At 36.4% G+C, this 17,574-nt stretch carries 17 protein-coding genes; 5 read left to right on the top strand and 12 right to left on the bottom strand.

Annotated features, from left to right (window positions below; translation table 11 throughout):
• Positions 1 to 31: 31 nt before the first annotated feature.
• From ACKU4N_RS08950 to ACKU4N_RS08905, 10 genes are all read right to left on the bottom strand, one after another.
• A complete protein-coding gene (locus tag ACKU4N_RS08950) occupies positions 32 to 1,060 on the bottom strand; it encodes a beta galactosidase jelly roll domain-containing protein (protein WP_321322564.1) in 1,029 nt (342 codons plus the stop codon).
• 68 nt (positions 1,061 to 1,128) lie between these two features.
• Positions 1,129 to 2,196: a beta galactosidase jelly roll domain-containing protein gene (locus tag ACKU4N_RS08945; protein ID WP_321322563.1), complete on the bottom strand. Its 1,068-nt coding sequence runs from the start codon at positions 2,194 to 2,196 to the stop codon at positions 1,129 to 1,131.
• 45 nt (positions 2,197 to 2,241) lie between these two features.
• Positions 2,242 to 2,610 (bottom strand): hypothetical protein, encoded by a 369-nt coding sequence (locus tag ACKU4N_RS08940; protein WP_321322562.1) that lies wholly within the window; start codon positions 2,608 to 2,610, stop codon positions 2,242 to 2,244.
• A 435-nt stretch (positions 2,611 to 3,045) separates the two neighbouring features.
• Complete coding sequence (locus ACKU4N_RS08935) at positions 3,046 to 3,732, bottom strand: response regulator transcription factor (protein WP_321322561.1); 687 nt, start codon at positions 3,730 to 3,732, stop codon at positions 3,046 to 3,048.
• Between the two features lie 30 nt (positions 3,733 to 3,762).
• Positions 3,763 to 5,307 (bottom strand): sensor histidine kinase, encoded by a 1,545-nt coding sequence (locus ACKU4N_RS08930; protein WP_321322560.1) that lies wholly within the window; start codon positions 5,305 to 5,307, stop codon positions 3,763 to 3,765.
• Positions 5,308 to 5,435: 128 nt separating this feature from the next.
• Positions 5,436 to 6,509, bottom strand: a complete 1,074-nt coding sequence (gene arsB, locus ACKU4N_RS08925; RefSeq protein WP_321322559.1) for an ACR3 family arsenite efflux transporter — start codon at positions 6,507 to 6,509, stop codon at positions 5,436 to 5,438.
• Between the two features lie 3 nt (positions 6,510 to 6,512).
• Entirely contained in the window at positions 6,513 to 6,935 is a 423-nt protein-coding gene (locus ACKU4N_RS08920) for an arsenate reductase ArsC (protein ID WP_321322558.1), read from the bottom strand.
• Between the two features lie 168 nt (positions 6,936 to 7,103).
• Positions 7,104 to 7,433, bottom strand: a complete 330-nt coding sequence (locus ACKU4N_RS08915; protein WP_321322557.1) for an ArsR/SmtB family transcription factor — start codon at positions 7,431 to 7,433, stop codon at positions 7,104 to 7,106.
• A gap of 156 nt (positions 7,434 to 7,589) precedes the next feature.
• On the bottom strand, positions 7,590 to 8,741 hold the full coding sequence (locus ACKU4N_RS08910) for an iron-containing alcohol dehydrogenase (protein ID WP_321322556.1): 1,152 nt from the start codon (positions 8,739 to 8,741) through the stop codon (positions 7,590 to 7,592).
• Between the two features lie 24 nt (positions 8,742 to 8,765).
• Positions 8,766 to 9,437: a type 1 glutamine amidotransferase domain-containing protein gene (locus ACKU4N_RS08905; RefSeq protein WP_321322555.1), complete on the bottom strand. Its 672-nt coding sequence runs from the start codon at positions 9,435 to 9,437 to the stop codon at positions 8,766 to 8,768.
• A gap of 93 nt (positions 9,438 to 9,530) precedes the next feature.
• Between ACKU4N_RS08905 and ACKU4N_RS08900 the strand changes: the two genes are divergently transcribed.
• The 5 genes from ACKU4N_RS08900 (at position 9,531) to lysA (ending at position 14,110) form a co-directional block, all read left to right on the top strand.
• Positions 9,531 to 10,430 (top strand): LysR family transcriptional regulator, encoded by a 900-nt coding sequence (locus ACKU4N_RS08900; protein WP_321322554.1) that lies wholly within the window; start codon positions 9,531 to 9,533, stop codon positions 10,428 to 10,430.
• Positions 10,431 to 10,447: 17 nt separating this feature from the next.
• Entirely contained in the window at positions 10,448 to 10,804 is a 357-nt protein-coding gene (locus tag ACKU4N_RS08895) for an arsenate reductase family protein (RefSeq protein ID WP_321322553.1), read from the top strand.
• Between the two features lie 133 nt (positions 10,805 to 10,937).
• Positions 10,938 to 11,282, top strand: coding sequence for a phenylpyruvate tautomerase MIF-related protein (locus ACKU4N_RS08890; RefSeq protein WP_321322552.1), 345 nt, complete (start codon positions 10,938 to 10,940; stop codon positions 11,280 to 11,282).
• 333 nt (positions 11,283 to 11,615) lie between these two features.
• Positions 11,616 to 12,926, top strand: coding sequence for an aspartate kinase (locus ACKU4N_RS08885; RefSeq protein ID WP_321322551.1), 1,311 nt, complete (start codon positions 11,616 to 11,618; stop codon positions 12,924 to 12,926).
• Positions 12,927 to 12,952: 26 nt separating this feature from the next.
• Positions 12,953 to 14,110 (top strand): diaminopimelate decarboxylase, encoded by a 1,158-nt coding sequence (gene lysA / locus ACKU4N_RS08880; RefSeq protein ID WP_321322550.1) that lies wholly within the window; start codon positions 12,953 to 12,955, stop codon positions 14,108 to 14,110.
• Between the two features lie 73 nt (positions 14,111 to 14,183).
• Here lysA and ACKU4N_RS08875 read toward each other — a convergent pair whose 3' ends face one another.
• Both ACKU4N_RS08875 and ACKU4N_RS08870 read right to left on the bottom strand, forming a co-directional pair.
• Positions 14,184 to 15,242, bottom strand: a complete 1,059-nt coding sequence (locus ACKU4N_RS08875) for a DUF6268 family outer membrane beta-barrel protein (RefSeq protein ID WP_321322549.1) — start codon at positions 15,240 to 15,242, stop codon at positions 14,184 to 14,186.
• A 72-nt stretch (positions 15,243 to 15,314) separates the two neighbouring features.
• Complete coding sequence (locus ACKU4N_RS08870; RefSeq protein WP_321322548.1) at positions 15,315 to 17,525, bottom strand: patatin-like phospholipase family protein; 2,211 nt, start codon at positions 17,523 to 17,525, stop codon at positions 15,315 to 15,317.
• Between the last annotated feature and the right edge of the window lie 49 nt (positions 17,526 to 17,574).

The raw sequence follows: 17,574 nt of genomic DNA, 5'->3' as shown, positions 1-17,574 counted from the left end.
TTCAAGCGTAAATTCTAATTAGAGGCGATAACTAGTATCGTCTTCTTCTGCTGTTCCAATAGTTGATGTAATGATCCTGAGAAATCAGGCCAATGGAACCGGTATAGATGCCGCCTCCCTGTGTGGCGTCGTAAACACGCACAACGATTCTGTTTGCTCCTTTTTTTATCAGATTTACGGGCAGATAATATCCCCGAAGCTGCTGATAAGTATTTGAATAGCGCTGCACCGTTGAGGGATCGAATTCACCGGATTGGCCAACCAACACTCCATTTACAATTACCTGATCGAGATCATCAATTTTGCCCAAAACAAGAACCATTCTCTCTGCCAAAAACTTATCATTGGCATTAAAATCGAGAACGTAACAGGCATATCCATCGTAATTTTTATAGCCCTGATTCTCCCAAAATCCGGGAACAATAATATCATCCCAATTGGATGCATTTTGCAGATCTTCATGCGCATAACGCCCCGTTTTAAACTTCCACCTGCCCTGTAAATCAATATCAACGGGTATTGCACTTCGGTCGATCACTACTGAAATATCACCTCGGATGATGCCTCCTTCTCCCAAATCATCGTAAACACGAACGGCTACCACATTCTTTTCGCGCAGGTAGGCCGAAGGAATATTGTACACCCGATTCGAATTGTAAGCTGTAGAAAAATGAGGAGGAAAACTGCCGGTTTGACCGATTCGTTTTCCGTTGATAAAGACTTCGTCCACATCATCAATATTTCCCAACTTAAGAAACAGACTCTGCCCTTTTACCGAACCTGCATAACTAAAATTGGTTCTGTACCATGCAAATCCATCGTAACCATAAAATCCCTGATTCTCCCATGTCGAAGGAACATCAACCCTCTCCCAGTTCGAATCATCATAATTAGGATCTGCCCAATTCGGATTGTCTCCAATTGAGAATTCCCAACGACCGTTTAAATCGACTATTTTCTGATAATCCTGTGCTGTAATTTCATTGTTAAATACACAAACTACCATCATTACAAACAGAAACTTCATCCATTGAATTATATGCTCACCCATTCTATTCATATTTTCTTTATTTGCACCATTTACAAAGCAGTTTAGGCTATTGTACAGCCCCCAAATTATTGCAGCAATTAATCAAACCAATAATCAAAAAACTTCTCCAGATTCGATCGGTTGTTCTTGTGTTCTCTTTTTACCATTTCTTCAGCCAATTCTATATTGGTGATTCCAATGGGTCCGCTATAAATTCCGCCTGGTCCCGTATAATCGGTTACCATCACCTCTATCACATTCATGCCACTGCTCTTCAATACGCCTTTGGGTATTGGATAAGCCCGAAAAGTGCTGTGGTACGAATTTCCTGACCAACTTCCTCCTCTTTTATATCCAATCCACCGAATTTTTTCTCCATTTAAATACACCTCATCCAGGTCATCAATCACACCCAAAATCAATGCTTTTCCCGAAGTACTCATATCCGATGGGTAATTGAATTCTTTGCTATACCTGGCTTTGCCATCTAAATCATTATAACCTCGGGCTTCCCAAAATCCGGGAACAAATATTTTCCCTTTTCGATAAGTTACACACTTTAAATTTCCCTGGTCAACAGAATTTCGGCATTCAAAATCCCAGTATCCCGTAAGGTCTATATCCATTCTCTCCTGATCTTTATCAATAAAAATACCTACTGGTCCCTGTGTGATTCCTCCATTCAGAATTCCATCATAAACCCGCACTGCAATTATGTTTTCACCATCTTTACGAAGTAAATCTGTTGGAACAGGATACATTCTGGGGATATCGTATGCTGTTTTCATTCGCGGCGGAAAATTTCCTGATGCACCAATCAGTTTCCCATTCAGGTACACTTCATCCACATCATCGATATAGCCCATGTATAAATAAAGGTACTTTCTGTTATAGAACTCTCTTATTTGAAAACTTTTACGATACCAGGCAAAACCATTGTAATCTTTATAACCATTTTCCTCCCAACTATTGGGAACAAATACATTTTGCCAATCTGAATCATCGTAATTGGGGATGGCTCTTGCCGGTTCATCCCCAATGGAAAATTTCCAGTTCCCTTCCAGATTCACCAGCCTTTTCAGATTCTCGGATTGTATCGTACCCACTTGAAAAATCAAAAACAGAAGTAGAATACATCCTTTCAGAATTTGGCTTTTATAGATCATACTATTCATTTCTTATCTCCTCTAATTTATACAAACACTTTTGGTCTACCATCTCAGCATTTTAAATTTAACCTGAAGGGCTAATTCTTCACCAACCAGACCGGGAACCGCCTTAATTCTTGCATCCTCCATTGTTTTGCGAACGGCTTTTTTCAGTTCTTCATTAAAACCAATTACTTTACTCACCACAACCTGATTGTTTTCATTTATTGTGCAACGCAAAACTATTGATTCAGATTCTCCAAGGTCGATTAAATCTGCAAAATCTGTTTGTGCTACTGATTTCTGGATTTTATTGAGTAACATACTTTTTTCTTTCTCTATTTTTTGTTTATCGGGAGTTGTTGCCATTCCCAAATTTGCTGTTAATAGTAAACATGCCAATGCGAAAAATGCTATTCTTATCGTTTTCATCACCCTAAATTTTAAATTACCAATTGTTTTAGTTTGTAAAAGAGAATGGAGTCGTACGCCCACCATTCAATCTATCTTAACTTTCTATTGGTAAAATTAGGCTGCTGAAAAATCATTTGTGTCACCCCCAGGTTATAAGATGTCATCAATTGTCATCAGTTGTGTTTTAAGGTTAAAGTAGATAGGTTTAAAAAAAAAACTATAATTTTCTGAACGTTAACAACTATTAAACTACCCCTAAATCCCCTAAAGGAAACTTTTATTTACAGCTTTTTATTTTTACAAACCCCAAGCTAAAGTACGGGGCAATGTATACTTGATACTTTTTCCTTGACCCCCGAGCTAAAGCACGGGGCAATGGATATTACTAAAACTTTTGACCTATCAACAATTAGACCCTTCAAGACTTTTTGACTTTTCGACCTTTCGACTTTCCTAAACCACCAGTCGATATCCAACACCGTGCACGGTTAATATTATTTTTGCATGGTTTGGATCCACTTCAATCTTATGTCTCAGCTTCAGAATAAAATTATCAATGGTTCGGGATGTTGGCTGATATTCTGTTCCCCAAATATGGTCTAAAAGATCATCACGACTTACGATTGTATTTTTATTGTCCCACAAATAGTTTAATATCTCAACTTCTTTGTGCGACATTTTCATTTCCTGCTGATCAACAAATCCTTCGAAGGAGGAGAAATTAATTGATAATTTTCCGATTTCAACTAAATGATCATTTTTGCTTTCTATCCTATTTTCGGTGCGTCTTAGTACTGCACGTATTCGGGCCAGTAATTCGCGCAAACTAAATGGCTTGGTGATGTAATCATCAGCGCCAAACTCCAAGCCCAAAACTTTATCAATTTCCTCACCTCTCGCGGTCAGCAAAATTATTGGTGTAGAAATTCCCTTTTTACGGGCTTGTTTACAAATATCAAATCCCGAAATTTTCGGAAGCATTACATCCAAAAGCACCAGAGAATATTCATTTCCTAAGATTTTATCCAGTCCAATTTCACCATCATCGGCTACATCAACCTGATATCCCTCAAACTCCAGATTATCTTTCAATCCCATCAACATGCCGGGTTCATCTTCCACAATTAATATTGGTTTCATCTTTTATAATTTTATATCTCTTTTGTTTTTCTACTTCAGAGGAAAACTTAACGTAAAACAAGTTCCGCCCTCTTTTGAACTCTGAACCGTGATGCGTCCATTGTGTGCATCCATAATGTGCTTTACAATGCTCAAACCAATTCCCGAACCTTTTACCTTATTGGCCAAATCACCCGAACTCACTCTATAGAATTTATCGAAAATCAAGGGCTGATCTTTTTTCGAAATCCCTATTCCAAAATCGATCACATTTATATAGGCAAACTCCAGGTCGGTATGGCATTTAATCTCAATCCTCTTGCTCCCGCCACAGTATTTTACAGCATTATCAATCAAGTTGATCATTGCTTCGGAAACGGCTTCTTTGTCAATAATTAGCTTTGGTAACTCATCGAAAGCTTCAAATTTAATTTCAAAGCCTTTTTTATGAAGGTGCTGTCCGTAATTTTCGAGAATTGTTTCTATTTCGGCATTAATATCCGCTTCCTTAAAATGATATTCCCGTTTACCGCTTTCAATTTTACTAAAATTGAGGATATTATTCACCATGTTCGACAAACGATTTGCCTCGGTGTTAATCACCTTATAATATTCCTTCTTTTTTTCTTCAGATGGCAGGCGTCCCATTTCCAAGGTCTCCGAATACATGTTTATTAGTGCTAACGGCGTTCTTATTTCGTGCGATACATTGGATATAAAGTCTGATTTTAATTGGGTTAGCTTCATTTGCTGCCGAATGTTCCGATAAACAAACCAGGCACCCAGCAAAAGAATCAGATCCATCACGATCAGCATCATTATATTGGTTTTTGTTCTTTCCCGCACTAAATCTTCAATGGTATTTCCTTTCATCTGAATGCCCAAATCGTAATCTGGGAAGAGCCAAATCTGTCTTCGTTGCTGAATGTTCTTTTCGTCCTCGTCGTAAACAACATTGGAATAAATTTCGGTGTTTCGATTTTTATCAATTACCGAAATATAAAACTTGTCTTGGGCAATCCCCTGAATTTTCGGCCCCAAATTCTCCCGAATAAACTTCTCGGTATCAACTAGCAGAAATACTGTTTCCACAGATAAAGAATCAACAATTCTAGCAAATGCAAACAGACTTTTGCCTTTCCTGTTAAATTCCATAACCCCAATTTTCTGATAACCGCTTTTGATGTATTGCTGTAATCTTTCAATTTCGCTTAGATTTTGAGCAAAAGCGTATTTCAGGTTTCCAGCCAAATTCGTAAGGCTGTCTTCAGAAATTTTATCTTTGGGAAAGAGTTTTTGTTTTAATGAATCGATCAGAAAAAAAGCATCTATTGAATAATTCTTTGCGGCCAGTAATTCCATTTCCTTTTCAAGTCCGTATTTTCCTTTATCGAGCTGATTGGCCCAACCGCTGATCACATCATCGGAATACTGATTGACAGAAAATAAAATGGACTCTAACTGACTGGAGTAGACAGAATCAATAACTGCCTCGTTTTGGCTTATATTACTAATCTCGTAGGCAGAGAAAAACAAGGATGGCAGAACCAATATCAGAGTAAGTAAAATGCCAATTTTCAATCCAGGTTTAATCATATAAATGTTTTTTGCATTTCAAATATAAGGAATATTACCGATTGAATTCAATATGATTAAGCATAAAAAAAGTCACAATTCAATACGAACCGTGACTTTTTATTTGATTTAAGAGAGCCTGTCAATTGCTAATTATCAGCACATTTAACAACATCAATTTTTCCATTAAAATACTTGTCTTTCAACTTTAAAGAAACATTTACCAGGGCGATTAATACCGGTACCTCAACCAGTGGTCCAATAACTGCTGCAAATGCAACGCCTGAATCGATACCAAAAACAGCAATAGCTACTGCAATGGCCAATTCAAAATTATTACTTGCTGCGGTAAAAGATAAACTCGCTGTTTTGGCATATCCTGCTTTAAATTTCTTTCCCATAAAAAAGGAAATCACAAACATGATCACAAAATAAATGACCAGTGGAATTGCGATTCGAACCACATCAAATGGCAGCTGAACAATGTATTCTCCTTTTAACGAGAACATCACAAATATGGTGAACAACAAAGCAAATAGGGTAAGAGGACTTATTTTAGGTATAAATTTTTTCTGGTACCAATCCTTGCCTTTTGTTTTAATTCCAAAATATCTGGTGATCATTCCGGCAAAAAATGGAATTCCCAAATAGATCATTACACTTTCTGCGATATCACCCATGGAAACATCTACGACAGAACCTTGTAAGTTAAAATATTCGGGCAGTACAGTAATGAATACATAGGCATAAACAGAAAAAAACAATACCTGAAAAATGCTGTTAAAGGCAACCAAACCGGCGGCATATTCAGGATCTCCTTTTGCCAAATCATTCCAAACAATTACCATCGCAATACATCTGGCCAAACCTATCAGTATCAATCCTGTCATGTATTCCGGATAATCCTGAAGAAAAACAATGGCCAAAGCAAACATCAAAGCCGGACCCAAGATCCAATTCTGAACCAATGAAAGAATCAATATCTTCCGGTTTTTGAAAACATCCTTTAGCTCTTCATATTTTACTTTTGCAAGTGGTGGATACATCATGATCACCAATCCGACAGCAATTGGAACGTTGGTTGTTCCCACCGATAATTTGTTCCAAAATCCAGACATGGCAGGAAAAAAATACCCCATTCCAACACCAATTGCCATGGCTGCAAATATCCATACGGTAAGATATCTGTCTAAAAACGATAATTTCTTGTTTAAAGCTCCCATGTTTTATTTTTTTAGGATGTATTCCTCATTAAATTTTGCGAAATCCCTGCGAATTTCATCGCGTACGCGTCTGAATACATTAAAAATTTCCTCTTCTGTTCCTTCGGCATAAGCCGGATCGTCAAAACCAATGTGTAAGCGAGTACCAACGGGTCCAATAAATGCAGGACAAGCATCTTTTGCTCCACCGCACACTGAGATTAGGAAATCAACTCCATCTTCCAAGAATTCATCGACCATTTTTGGTCGAAGTGAGCTAATATCAACTCCTATTTCAGCCATAGCTTTCACCGCCAAAGGATGCACCCGATCTGCAATTTTAGTACCTGCCGAAACAACTTCCAAGTCCGGATTAATCTCTCTTAATATTGCCTCACCCATCTGACTTCTGCATGAGTTTCCAGTACACAAAATCAATACTTTCATCTGTTTATATTTTTTATTTTACGCTTAAATGGAACTTCTCATGAATTATGAATTACATAATCATGAACGTTTCATATTTCTTATTTAGATATAAGATGTGGGGGTCTGTATATGAGAATATTTCAGTATTCTGCCAGCCCTTTTCACATTCCGATTTATATTACTTATTTACGAACAATTCTTTTCTTCTTCAGGAGTAATCTGAGTCAAAAGATCATTAAACAACTTTCTCAACGTTTCGATGCCTTTTTTATTCAGGCAGTACTTTATTTTTAGTCCTTCCACTTCCCCTTGAATCAATCCGGCCGATTTAAGTTCCTTCAAATGCTGAGACACCGTTGTTCTGCTCAAGGGAAGAAAGTCAGATATATCTCCCGAAATGCAGGTAGGAGTTGCCGCTAAAAATTGCAGAATAGCAATTCTTGCCGGATGTGCCAAAACCTTTGCCAAAGCAGCAATATTTTGTTGTTCTAACCCAAAAAGTTCTAATTTTTTCATTCTTTCAATACAAAGTTTTTTTTCCTACTTCTAATGACGCAAACATACGTCATGGATTTCGTTATCACAAATCAAATGAATAGATTTCACAATTTCTTAACACAAAAAAAGGCTGTATCAGTAAAGATACAGCCTATTTATGATTGAAATAAAAGCTTACAAACGTGCCTCTAAAATTTCAGCAACATCTTTAACTTCAACATCAGGAAGCATGCCTACATAACCTCTTCCTTCAAAACGTTTTGCAATAACATCAATACTATCCTGACCCACATTGTGTTCACTCAAACGGGTTTTAATTCCAACCTGATTGAAGAAAGCTTCTGTTTTATCAATGGCAAGAGTCTTTTTCTCCTCATCAGAACCTTCGGTAATGTTCCAAACCCTTTCGGCATACTGAAGCAATTTTTCACTTCTCTTCTCTTTCAATTGAGTCAGTAATCCCGGCAAAACAATAGCCAAAGTCACTGCATGATCGATACCATGGAAAGCCGTCAGCTCATGCCCGATCATGTGAGTTGCCCAGTCGCTTTTCACTCCCATTCCGATTAAACCATTTAAAGCCATTGTAGCTGCCCACATTAGGTTTGCCCTGTTCTCGTAATCAGGAGTATCCGAAGCCAATGCTTTTGGTCCTTCTTCCAATAAAGTAAGAAGTATTCCCTCTGCAAAGCGGTCCTGAACCGGAGAATTAACCGGATAAGTGAGATATTGTTCCATTACATGAACATAAGCATCCACAATACCATTAATAATTTGTCGTTTAGGCAGCGAATAAGTTGTTTCGGGATCCAAAACTGAAAATTTTGGAAACAGCAATGGATTTCCAAATGCCATTTTCTCCTTTGTTGCTGCCCTTGTAACAACACCACCATTGTTCATTTCGGAACCTGTGGCTGCCAAAGTTAAAACAGCACCCAATTCAACTGCCTTGGTAATTGGCGCCCGCTTAGCCAGGATATCCCAGGCATCACCTTCAAAGTAGGTTGCCGCGGCAATAAATTTTGTTCCGTCTAAAACAGATCCGCCCCCCACGGCAAGAAGAAAATCAATCTTTTCAGTTTTAACTATTTCAACAGCCTTCATTAAAGTCTCGAAATGAGGATTCGGTTCAATCCCTCCAAATTCAATTATCTCATAACCTTTTAAGGCATCCATCACCTGATCGTAAACACCATTTTTCTTAATACTGCCACCACCATAAGTCATTAAAATCTTAGCATCTTTAGAAATGTGCTTGTTTATTTCTGCAATTTTTCCTTTTCCAAAAAGAATGTTTACCGGATTGTAAAAATCAAAATTTTCCATCTTATTTTAGTTGTGTTAGTTAATCTATTTTTCCTTTAATAATTTCATCAGTTCTTTTGCCATTTCTAAATCAGAAGCAGGATTTTGCCCTGTAATTAGTCTTCCGTCAACCACAACGTACTCTTGCCAGTTTGCTGCACAAGAATAATTTGCACCTTTTTCAATCAAGGCTGTCTCTAACAAAAAAGGCACTTTATTATCCATTCCAATAGCCTCCTCTTCCTTATTGCTGAAAGCAGTCAGATTTTTACCCTCAATCAAGAGCGAACCATCAGCCAACTTTACATTAAGCAATCCTGCACCCCCATGACAAACTGCACAAACCACCCCGCCTTTATCGTAAATTTCTCCTGCTATCCTTGCAATTTTCCCGCAGGTTGGCAGATCAAAAACAACTCCGTGTCCTCCCGGAAAATAAATCGCATCATAGTCATTCGAATCAATTTCCTCAGGAACTTTTGAAGAGTAAAATTTTTCACTTGCCGTTTTATCTGCAAAAAAAGATTTCACTTTCGCTGCATCCAAATCGCATTGCTTTACAGGAACAGCTCCACCTTTAGGAGAAACAAAATCAATTTCCACTCCGTTTTTCACCAAATAAAAATACGGAACTGCAACTTCCAACACATAGCAACCAGATTCCCAACCGGAAGCATCTTTAAAATGGCTGGTTACTGCAAATAAAACTCTACTCATGATTCTCAATTATTATTTAAACAAAGTTAAAGCCTGCTTTTCTATAAAAAAAGTTATTCTTTTTATATATTTATATAAAAAAATTTATACCACATGTTGAATCTGGAATGGTACCGAACTTTTAAAGCTATTTATGAACGTGGCACCTTAACCGGTGCTGCAGAAAGTTTGCTGATTACCCAACCTGGTGTTAGTCAGCAACTATCTTCGCTGGAAGCTTATATGGGAGTTAAGCTGTTTGAGCGAAAACCACGAAGAATGCTTCCTACCCCCAATGGAATTCAATTGTACAATCAGATTGAAGAGGCAATTATTCAACTTGAAAAAACCGAAGAGAATTTTAAGCGAAAAACACTATTAAACAGGCCAAAAATAAAGGTTGGAATGTACCTGGAAGTATTCCACTATGCCTTTGCCCCAATTTTAAACCAACTTGAAATGGATGTAGAATTTCTTTTTGGTGAAACAGAAGAATTACAGGATAAATTGTTTCGGAAACAACTTGACTTACTCATCACCACAGATCAAAGTAATTATAAGGATATAAGATACGCTCCATTCTGCAAAGAAGAATTACTTCTTATCAGCAGTAAAAATTTAAATACAATTCCTTTTAATCAATTCATATATGAAAGAAAAATGGATGAAGCCGAGAAGTGGCTCTCTGAGCAAGATTGGTATTCTTATTCTCACAAAATGGAAACCATAAAATCATTTTGGGCTGATAATTTTAAGAAGCATCCTTATTTCAGACCAAGATACGTGATCCCTAATTTGAATGCTATCCTCGATGCCATTCAACACAACAATGGATTGTGCTTATTGCCTTTTAGTATGTGTAAAGATTTAATTGAGAAAAAAGAAATTAAAGAAGTATGGCAGGGAGTAAAAACGACTTATTCCACAAAATACTTTGCCTTACAAATGCAAAGTAAAAACCTAAAGCAGGCCGAAGAAATAATTCAGATTATTACCAATAACACCAATCAGTAACAATATAAACAAGGACTATGAGAAAAATATATCATCTATCAAGTTGTTCAACTTGTAAGAGAATAATTAAAGAACTAAATCCGGATGCCGGTTTTATACTACAGGATATAAAAACAGAAAAGATAACGGAAGCGCAGCTAAATCTGATGGCCGGATTATCCGGAAGCTACGAGAGCTTGTTCAGTCGCAGGGCAATAAAATACAAGGAACTCAATTTAAAAGATAAAAATCCAAGCGAAGAAGAATACAAAAATTACATCTTAAACGAGTACACATTTTTAAAAAGACCAGTCATAATTATTGGAAGTAAAATCTTTGTAGGAAACGCTAAAAAAGTAGTGGAAAGTGCTAAAAAAGAGCTGCAGGCAAAATAGAGAAGTATTTCACTAATTTTGTTATTCTCTTATTTAGTAATAACTTGAATGTCTTAACCAAATATTTTTTCTTGATAAAAATAAGACTCATCTGTTAACATTCGCGAGTAATTTTAATCTTAAAACTTTAGCTATGCCTTATTTAAAAGTTCAGACAAACAAGAGCTTTTCAAGCAAAGAACAACAAATCTTTCTAAAAGAATGCTCAACTTTAATATCTATGGAATTAGGTAAACCTGAAAAATACGTAATGACTGCATTTGCTCCAAAAGTTGAAATGACTCTTGGCGGCAGCGAAGAGCCTTCACTGTTTCTGCAATTAAAAAGTATCGGTTTGCCTGATACTAAAACAAAAGATCTATCGAATAAATTTGCCTGTTTAGCATCCGAAAAGTTAGAGATAGCAAAAGACCGGGTTTATATTGAATTTATGGATGTTCCCAGAGGTTTCTGGGGTTGGAATGGGATCTTGTTCTAGTATAATTATTTCTTTATTAGTTAATATTTTAACAATCTGAACAATTTCGGTTGGATTAATAAATAATTTTACACAACTTTACCCCGTCAAATAAAAAAAGAAATAAATGATGGCAATTGCATTAAAATACAAGAAACATTATAAACGCAATAAACGTTCTTGACGTTGTATGATGTGAATTGATGTAAAGCTATCGGATAAGAGATATAAGCCTGCAGAAATTCTGCAGGCTTTTTTTGAGAAAAATAAAAAACCACAAGCTCATAATGTATATTTATAGCTTATAACACCTTCCATTTCAGAAAGAAATGGCAAAACTAAAATTATTAATCAATGAAAGTTTTAAAATTTGGCGGTACCTCAGTTGGATCGCCCGAAAGAATTAAAAATCTTGCGCAACTGGTTCAAAGTGATGAATCCAGAATTATAGTTCTGTCAGCCATGGCCGGAACAACGAATTCTCTTGTTGAGATAGCCGATCTTTTGTACAAAAAGGAGATGGAACAAGCGGATGAGAAAATCACTGAGTTGGAAGCAAAATACAGAGTGCGGATTGAGGAACTATTTACTACCACAAATGGCAAAAACAAAGGGAATGAGTTGATCACATCTCATTTTAATTACATCCGCAATTTTGTTTACCGCAGCTTTACGGCACTTCAGGAGAAAGCAATTCTTGCACAGGGGGAATTAATTTCGACTGCATTTTTTCATTACTATTTGACTGAAATTGGTGTAGATTCGGTATTTCTGCCAGCTCTGAATTTCATGCGGATTGATAAGGACGGAGAACCTGATTCATACTATATCAAAGAAAATCTGGAACGTGAACTCGCTCAATATCCTAACCAGAAACTTTTTATTACTCAAGGTTTCATCTGTAGAAATACATATGGTGAGATTGATAATTTAAAGCGTGGTGGAAGTGATTACTCAGCATCTTTAATTGGTGCAGCCCTGCAATCGGAAGAGGTTCAAATATGGACCGATATAGATGGTTTTCACAACAACGATCCCCGCTTTGTTGAGAATACCAAGGCTCTTAAACAATTGTCTTTTGACGAAGCTGCCGAGCTTGCTTATTTTGGGGCTAAAATTATGCACCCTTCCAGCATCATGCCATGCAAGCAATGGAGCATTCCTGTTCGTTTAAAGAACACACTAAGTCCATCGGACGAAGGAACTTTAATTACCGACGATTTGGTTGGAAAAGGAATTAAGGCAATTGCTGCAAAAGATGGAATTACGGCAGTAAAAATTAAATCGGGAAGAATGCTTTTAGCCTATGGTTTTTTGCGAAAAGTATTCGAAATATTCGAGATATACAAGACTCCGATTGATATGATAACCACCTCGGAGGTAGCCATTTCGCTCACAATAGATGATGATACGAATCTCTCTGAAATAGAAGCGGAATTATTGAAATTTGGCATTGTAGAGATAGATCAGAATCAATCGATAATTTGTATTGTTGGTGATTTTATATCCGAATCAGCAGGCAGTGCTAAAAAGGTACTGGAAGCACTTGAATCTATTCCTTTGCGAATGATTTCCTACGGAGGCAGCAAACACAATATTTCCGTTTTGGTAGATCAGAAGAATAAAGTAGCAGCCCTTCAGGCATTAAGTAATCATTTATTTTAGTTGTTGTTTCCACAATTTTTTTTATCATGTTTAACAGCTCAAGAATCAACGAATTCTCAAACATACCTACTCCGTTCTACTATTACGATATGGAGATTCTTCAAAACACTTTGGAGATTGTTAAAAGAGAATCATCCAAATATGGATATCATGTTCATTATGCAGTAAAAGCGAATGCCAATCCGAAAATTATGACCAAAATTCAGTCGTATGGATTTGGTGCCGATTGCGTAAGTGGAAATGAAATAAAGAGATCTCTGGAATCAGGATATCCATCGAATAAAATTGTATATGCCGGTGTTGGAAAATCCGATCAGGAAATTCAAACCGCATTAGATTCCGATATTTTCTGTTTCAACTGCGAATCGATACCCGAAATGGAATTGATTAATGAACTGGCAGAAAGAACCAATAAAATTGCAAAAATTGCAATTCGTATCAACCCAAATGTTAATGCAAATACGCATCATTACATCACAACAGGAGTTGAAGAAAATAAATTTGGGATCAGCCGATGGGAATTTGACAGCGTTCTGGAAGGTCTTGCATCCTATAAAAACATAGAGTTAATTGGTCTGCACTTTCACATTGGCTCTCAAATTACCGATTTGAGTGTGTTCAAAGGCTTATGCCTTCGTATCAATGAAATTAAGCAGTGGTTTTCCGACCGCCAAATTTTTGTTGATCATATCAATGTTGGTGGTGGTTATGGGGTAGACTACAAGCATCCAGACCAGAATCCGATCCCTGATTTTGTCACCTTTTTTGGCATTTTTAATGAGTTTTTGAATCTGGAACCAAATCAAAAACTTCATTTCGAATTGGGAAGATCAATGGTGGCGCAATGCGGCAGCTTAATCTCCAAAGTTTTATACGTGAAAAATGGTGTGAAAACCAAATTTGCAATTTTAGATGCCGGCATGACTGAATTGCTGCGTCCTGCACTTTATCAGGCTTATCACAAAATTGAAAACCTGACTTCGAATGGTGAAACTGAAAATTATGATGTGGTTGGACCTATTTGTGAATCATCCGATTGCTTTGGCAAATTAGTCAGCTTGCCGGCTACAAAAAGAAACGATTTAATTGCAATTCGCACCGCTGGTGCTTATGGTGAAGCAATGGCATCCAGATACAATTTAAGGGATATTGCGCCATCGATATTTTCAAACGAACTAAACTAAACTAAACTAAACAATAAGGGCGATATTCTTTCTAATTTTAGACCAGGCAGAAAGAATGTCGTCCTTTTCGGTTCTATTTTAAACCAATCTTTTTCAGAATTGCTTTTGAGGGCACAATAAATACCGAGAGATTATAAAATGCTCCTCCTCCAACGGTGGAATCAATGATATTGTTCTCATTTGTCAACTTGCTGCCGGATAAACTAAATGCATGGTTACTGTTGGTAACATCAAAATTAATATTGGTTCGGTAACCACATTCAAAAGAAGTCCACAACCAATCTGTAATTCCTTTTTCTATTTCCAAAGAAAAGTTCAAATCAGCTCTTCTTAATTCCAGTGTCTTAAAATCATTCAATTCGGGATCGTTAAAATGAATGCTGTAACTGCCCCCCTGCAATCTTGCTTTTGCATTGATAAAACAAAGTTTTGATGGTTGATAGCGCAATTTTATTCTGGCGGGAAGTAAAGCTTCAACACCCCATTTATCAGCAAAAGAATGATTGTAAACAAAAACAGGAAACAGCAATGGATCGCCAAACGTATAGGAATAAGCCAAACCAACTCCCCATGATTTTTTAGGACTAACTTTCCACCCAATTATAGGCGACATCTCCATTTTCAGAAAAGTATACTTACTCACATCACCTATATGCTCTTTCCAGTAATCACCTTTTAACCTGGCATTGAAGCGAAACATGAAAAACATATTCCTTTTTAGCTGAGCTGTAAGATAAAGGCTGCCTCCAACACTCTTCAGGTTTTTATCATTCAGACTTTTATACAAAGAGTAATTATTGCCCGGAATATCATCAAAATGAAATTCTTCATCACTATACTCTATGCCACCGGCAATTTTCAATTTTTGATTTAGAAGTATCGGAAAACGCAGCTTTGTTGTAAAAACACGATTGTAGTCAATTTCAGATTTTCCATTTCCATACACATCCGAAGACGACCGGATGTTATAATTTGTATTTGCATGATAAGACATTTCCAGGCCACGAACCGGGCCCGTTCCAATTATTCCAGAATTCCATTCGCACTTTAAAGCATCAGCCATATCCTGACTGAACACACCACTTGAAATACTGCAAAAAAATATCGTCAAAAATAAAATGTATTTGTTCATAAAATAAGGTTTATCCGTTGAAAAAAAAGTAAGATCAAACTATAAAGCCACCAAATTGCGGCCGATCATTTATTAAAACCAAAAGCCTAAATTCACATAGTTTGAAATACCATTTTTCTTATCAGAATACATCAGGGAAATTTCTATGGGGCCAATTAAACTATTGTATGAATACGTTAGTCCGATTCCTTTAATCCATTCTCCATGGGTTAACGCATCATTAACATCTTCAACCAATTTGCCCGCATTGGTTTTCAGAATTAAATAATTATTCCGAAATAATTCATATTGAAAATCGGCCCGAAAAACAAAAGAATTTATTGAAGCCATCTCCATGCGTTCCAAACCAACAAAGGGCATTTGAATATCAAAATAATCTGTTTGATCGATTCCTCCTGTATAAGACATATAAAAATTAGGTATGTTTTTACCCCATACTACCCTGCCATAAAATTTTGGATAAACCGTAAATGCCGAACTTAGACTAATTGCCTTTTGAAACTTAAGATAAGCCACCGATGCCGGCCGATTCATACCATCAAGTTCAAATCCATTATTTGTTACTAACTTGTATTCTCCATAAAGACTCATTCCGGTCTTTGGATAATAAGCCTTATCATGGGAATCAAGATTTAGAAATGCGTAGTATGTAAAAAAGTAATCCTCATCCCGTGCATCCACTTCCCCGGGAATTGTGAATTCAGAATTAATATTGTAATATTCAATCTTTCCTCCCAATCCAAAAGAATATGATTCCCGAAGTATCGAGTGTGTATTTACATCAAATTTAAGGTAGTTAAAGTCATAACTTGCCAGTTTTTTCCCATCCTCAAAAGCATATACCTCAGAATCATTAAATTCAGCTTCTACATTTAAGCCAGGCTTCAAACCATTGTCAATTGTATAAGTTGTTTTAAACCGGGGATTTTCTGCTAATTTCAAATCAAAGGATAAACGTGATCCACTTTTTAATTTATTCCGAAATGTTGTATTTAGCAATACTGCGGCATTGTTATCGCTATCGTAATGCAGTCCTACATTAAATCTCTTGGTTGTTCGTTCCTTTACACTTATCAAAAGAGTTTTTTCTTCTGTTCCTTTCATATGAAAATCAACACGATCGAAATACCGGCTGCCATATACCCGATTTATCCCGTCCTGTAATTTTCGTAAACTAACCTTACTATTCATTTCCAAATTCAACTTACCATATAACAGCGAATAACTCACTTCATTTAATCCCTCAACCTCTATATCTTTAATAAAATAGGTAGATGAATCGCACGGAGGAACGTATGTTTTCAATTTTGTCTTTTCCAGATTATATTTCTTCTTTAAATCCAGCAAGGTTGGAATAAATGTTTGTGCTATTGCTTCTCCTCTGTGAATTAGTGAATCTGCATCCTGGAAACTACCAACTGTGTATTCATCTATTTTAGGTTTAATATAGATATCACAATATTTCAGATTGTCCTTAAAATTATTCAATGCCATCAAAGAAACAGTTTGATTTATAATATCCAAAAGAGATTTTAATTCCTTTTTAGATTTAACTCCAGACTGAACATCAACTCCAATGATGATATCTGCACCCATCTTAATCAATTCCTTTACCGGGAAGTTATTAATCATTCCTCCGTCAGCTAATAATTTACCATCAATCTCTACCGGAGAAAAATAAGTTGGGATAGCCATACTTGCACGCATAGCCAGTGGCAGATAACCTTTATCCAGAACTACAGCATTTCCCGTTTCCAAATCAGTAGCGATACATAAAAAAGGAATGGGTAACTTATTAAAATCCGTTTGGTCATGATATTCAATCGTTAACCGTTCAAATAAATTGATCACATTTTGCCCCCTAACAATACCGCTTGGCAATTGAATTCCTTTCGGTTTAATAGGAAATGAAAGAATATATCTTTCAAAATCCTTTTTCTCATAAATAGGTACAAATTTTCGCGACACATTATCTGAGAGTAAGTCTTCCCAATTCTGACTTAAAATAATTTTTTCAATATCCGCAGCTGAATATCCAATTGAATAAAAACCTCCTATTAAACCTCCCATACTAGTACCGGCGATATAGTCAATCGGAATACCCAATTCGTCTATAATCTTAAGAACACCAACATGGGCAAAACCTTTTGCACCACCACCACTTAAAACAAGCCCTATTTTGGGACGAGCTTTATTGGGCAAACTATCTGTTGCCGATTGAGCAAAATTCAAGAAACTTATTGTGGACAAAACCAGACTAAGACATAAAGATTTAAATTGCATAAATTTATTCTACTTATATTCTGTTTTAATTTTTTTTCTTAAAAATACT

It is taken from the genome of Labilibaculum sp. (assembly GCF_963664555.1).
Taxonomy (GTDB): domain Bacteria; phylum Bacteroidota; class Bacteroidia; order Bacteroidales; family Marinifilaceae; genus Labilibaculum.
The sequence above is the reverse complement of the archived record's forward strand: the minus strand, read 5'-3'. Positions and strand labels throughout refer to the sequence as shown.